Here is a 3444-nt window from a genome sequence, read left to right as displayed (position 1 = left end):
GTTCCACAAAGAGTTATTTTTTTCGGATGGATCGACATTACCAACATAACTTTTTTCCAAAAAGGCGGCAAGTGCGGTATGATGTGATTTCGCGATCGGTTCTAGCGGGGAGCAGCCGTTAGAGGAAACGGGGAAAGTTCGGTGCAAGTCCGGCGCTGTCCCGCAACTGTAATGAAACCGTTGTGGTTTCTCAAGTCAGAATGCCCGCCGATATCTAACTCACTTTTGAACGCATCTGCGAGGTACGGATGATGGATGGAATTAACACGGCTGTACGCACAAAGCACAGTCTATTTGTTTGCACTGCTTGCGCTAGTGTTTGGAAAAATGGCCAGCGCGAAGGCAAAAGCGGCGGTCAACAATTTATGGAAAATTTGTCGCAACTCGCTAAAGATTGGGAGTTTTCTGATAAGTTTGAGATTCAAGAGGTTGAGTGCATGAGTGCTTGCAGTCACTCTTGTGCGGTGTCTTTTGCTGCTGTTGGAAAGTACACTTATCTGTTTGGCGATTTACCTGCAAATGAGTCGGAAACCGTCGAAGCTGTACTCGAATGCGCGGGTCAATACTATGCTAAACCGGACGGTTTGTTGCCTTGGTCTGAGCGTCCTCAAGCTCTGAAAAAAGGTGTTTTAGCAAAGATTCCACCACTGGCAAATTAAGCTATTTCCTTTCAGGCTTTGCCCATCGGCGATAACTAAGGCCACCAATCCGCCAGGGACTTAAGTCCCTGGCTAATAGCGAAAGTCCTCTAAAGAGGACTGATACCAATTTTAAAAAAGAATGCAACAGTTTTCTTGTTCGCCCCCGATGCCTTGGGGGGGTTAGGGGGGGTCGAAGAGTGTTGCACGATTTTAGAAAAATGGTATGAGAATAAAAATTTTAAACTCATTAGTCCTCTTGAGAGGACTTTCGCTTTGAGACAGGGGTTTAAACCCCTGCCGGACTGTCGGTTTAACGAGTTTTCTGTCCGCAATTGCCTGACCCAAAATTGAAAGATATTCAATCACACTACAACAGCTCAATTATCAATGCACAAAATTCCTGTTACTGTCATCACTGGTTTTCTCGGTAGCGGTAAAACTACCTTAATTCGCCACTTATTGCAAAACAATCAAGGTCGCCGGATTGCTGTTCTGGTTAACGAATTTGGCGAAATTGGAATTGACGGAGAACTGCTGCGCGATTGCCAAGTTTGCGACGAAGAAGAAAATGTTAGCAGCAATATTGTTGAACTAACAAATGGTTGTCTTTGCTGCACTGTTCAAGAAGAATTCTTGCCGACTATGCAGGAATTGTTGAAGCGCAGAGAACAAATTGATTGTATCTTAATTGAGACTTCTGGTCTCGCACTTCCTAAACCTTTGATTCAAGCTTTTCGCTGGCCGGAAATTCGCACGGGTGCTACTGTAGACGGTGTGGTTGCTGTTGTCGATTGCGAAGCTATTGCTAGCGGTTCTTTTGTCGGTGATATCGATGCTTTGATGGCACAGCGGCAGGCTGATGATAGTTTAGATCACGAAACTCCGATCGAGGAATTGTTTGAAGACCAGTTAGCCTGTGCCGATATGGTACTTTTAACGAAGGTCGATCGCGTAGATTCTGAAACTCACAAGAAAGTCCAAAGCTGGTTGCAGCAAGAGTTACGTCCGAGTGTGAAAATTGTGCCTTGCAAAGGTGGCGAAATTAACCCCGATGTGTTAATGGGATTTAATGCAGCGGTTGAGGATGATTTGGAGTCTCGCCCAAGTCACCACGACACTGAGGAGGAACACGAGCACGATGATGATATTAACTCGACTTTCTTTATTGCCGATCGCGAATTTGAACCTGAAGCTTTGGTGAAAAAACTGCAATCGCTGATGCAGCAGGAGGAAATCTATCGGATTAAAGGGTTTGTGGCGGTTCCCAAGAAACCGATGAGGATGGTGTTGCAAGGTGTGGGTTCGCGGATAGAATATTTTTACGATCGCCCTTGGCAACCTTCCGAACTCCGCCAAACTAAATTAGTGCTGATCGGTCTTGAGTTAGAGCGCGATCGAATTGCAGCTATGATTAACAATTAATTGTCATGAGTCATTAATCCTTAGCCACGCACGCTGACCTCAGAAACCGGGTTTCTTCCTATATTTCTCGTTCTTCCAAAAATCGTAGAAACCCGGTTTCTAGCCCCACGGGTAAGCCTTGAACCAAAGACTGGGTATTCCTCTAGTTAAAAACTCTTAACATTTTTTAATATACTTGCTACTAGCAGCGAGTTTGGTATAAAATAGCGATAATGGTTATTATTGTAAAATAATCGAGGTCAAGTATGGTGACTGCTGGGGCGATCGAATCAGTTCCTGTTACCGTTCTCACGGGCTATCTGGGTGCAGGCAAAACTACGCTGCTTAACCGAATTTTAACAGAGGAACACGGCAAAAAAGTTGCAGTCATCGTCAACGAGTTCGGCGAAGTAGGCATCGACAACCAACTGATAATTGATGCCGACGAAGAAATTTTCGAGATGAACAACGGCTGCATTTGCTGTACAGTCCGAGGCGATTTAATTCGGATTATCGGCAACTTAATGAAGCGGCGAGACAAATTTGACCACATAGTCATCGAAACCACAGGCTTAGCCGACCCTGCACCCGTAATTCAGACATTTTTTGTAGACGAAGATATGCGGGACACATTACTGCTAGATGCAGTTGTCACGGTAGTCGATGCCAAGCACATCTGGCAGCACTGGGACGCAGACGAAGCTCAAGAACAAATTGCATTCGCCGATGTAGTTTTGCTCAACAAAACTGATTTAGTGACTGATGAAGAATTGGCAGAATTAGAAAAGCGAATTCGCGCCATGAATGCAATGGCAAAAGTTTACCGTACCCGCAATGCTGAATTACAAATGGATGCTTTGTTGGGCGTCAAAGCATTTGATTTGAACCGGGCATTAGAAATAGAACCAGACTTTTTGGGCGAACACGCCCACGAACACGACGAAACAGTAAGTTCCGTAGCAATAGTCGAATCCGGTGCTATTGATGGCAACAAATTTAGCGATTGGGTAGGCGAATTGTTGCGAACTCAAGGCACGAATATCTTTCGGAGCAAAGGCATTTTGAATATGGCTGGAGAGAACAACAGATTTGTTTTTCAAGGAGTGCATATGCTGTTCGATGGCAAGCCGGATCGACCTTGGAAAGCCACGGAAACTCCGAAAAATGAGCTTGTATTCATCGGGCGGAATTTAAACGAAAATCAATTGCGAGAGGGTTTCCGTCGGTGTCTGGTTTAACTGACATCTTGAAGCATTTTCAATAAGCCTTTTAGGAACAGGCTTTTCGGCCTGTTCCACAAGAAGAAAATTCATCTCTTGTGGAACGGAACAGGCTTTTCGGCCTGTTCCACAAGAAGAAAATTCATCTCTTGTGGAACGGAACAGGCTTTTCGGCCTGTTCC

Annotated in this window: 3 protein-coding genes and 1 riboswitch; all 3 genes read left to right on the top strand. The window is 44.9% G+C overall.

All coding sequences use genetic code 11. The features are described from left to right. Positions 1 to 79 precede the first annotated feature (79 nt). Positions 80 to 226, top strand: a riboswitch (cobalamin riboswitch). A gap of 22 nt (positions 227 to 248) precedes the next feature. The 3 genes from QUA50_RS26385 to QUA50_RS26375 all read left to right on the top strand — a co-directional run bounded on the left by QUA50_RS26385 (position 249) and on the right by QUA50_RS26375 (position 3280). Beyond that, the gene (locus QUA50_RS26385) at positions 249 to 659 is read left to right on the top strand and encodes a DUF1636 domain-containing protein (protein ID WP_333268069.1); all 411 of its coding nucleotides are present in this window, start codon (positions 249 to 251) and stop codon (positions 657 to 659) included. A gap of 369 nt (positions 660 to 1028) precedes the next feature. Beyond that, positions 1029 to 2063 carry a cobalamin biosynthesis protein CobW gene (gene cobW / locus QUA50_RS26380; RefSeq protein ID WP_333268071.1) on the top strand — a complete coding sequence of 345 codons (1035 nt, stop codon included), beginning with the start codon at positions 1029 to 1031 and terminating at the stop codon, positions 2061 to 2063. A 245-nt stretch (positions 2064 to 2308) separates the two neighbouring features. Next, positions 2309 to 3280, top strand: a complete 972-nt coding sequence (locus QUA50_RS26375; protein WP_333268072.1) for a GTP-binding protein — start codon at positions 2309 to 2311, stop codon at positions 3278 to 3280. Positions 3281 to 3444: the final 164 nt, after the last annotated feature.

Source organism: Microcoleus sp. M2_D5 (assembly GCF_036701935.1).
GTDB lineage: Bacteria > Cyanobacteriota > Cyanobacteriia > Cyanobacteriales > Microcoleaceae > Microcoleus.
The sequence above is the reverse complement of the archived record's forward strand: the minus strand, read 5'-3'. Positions and strand labels throughout refer to the sequence as shown.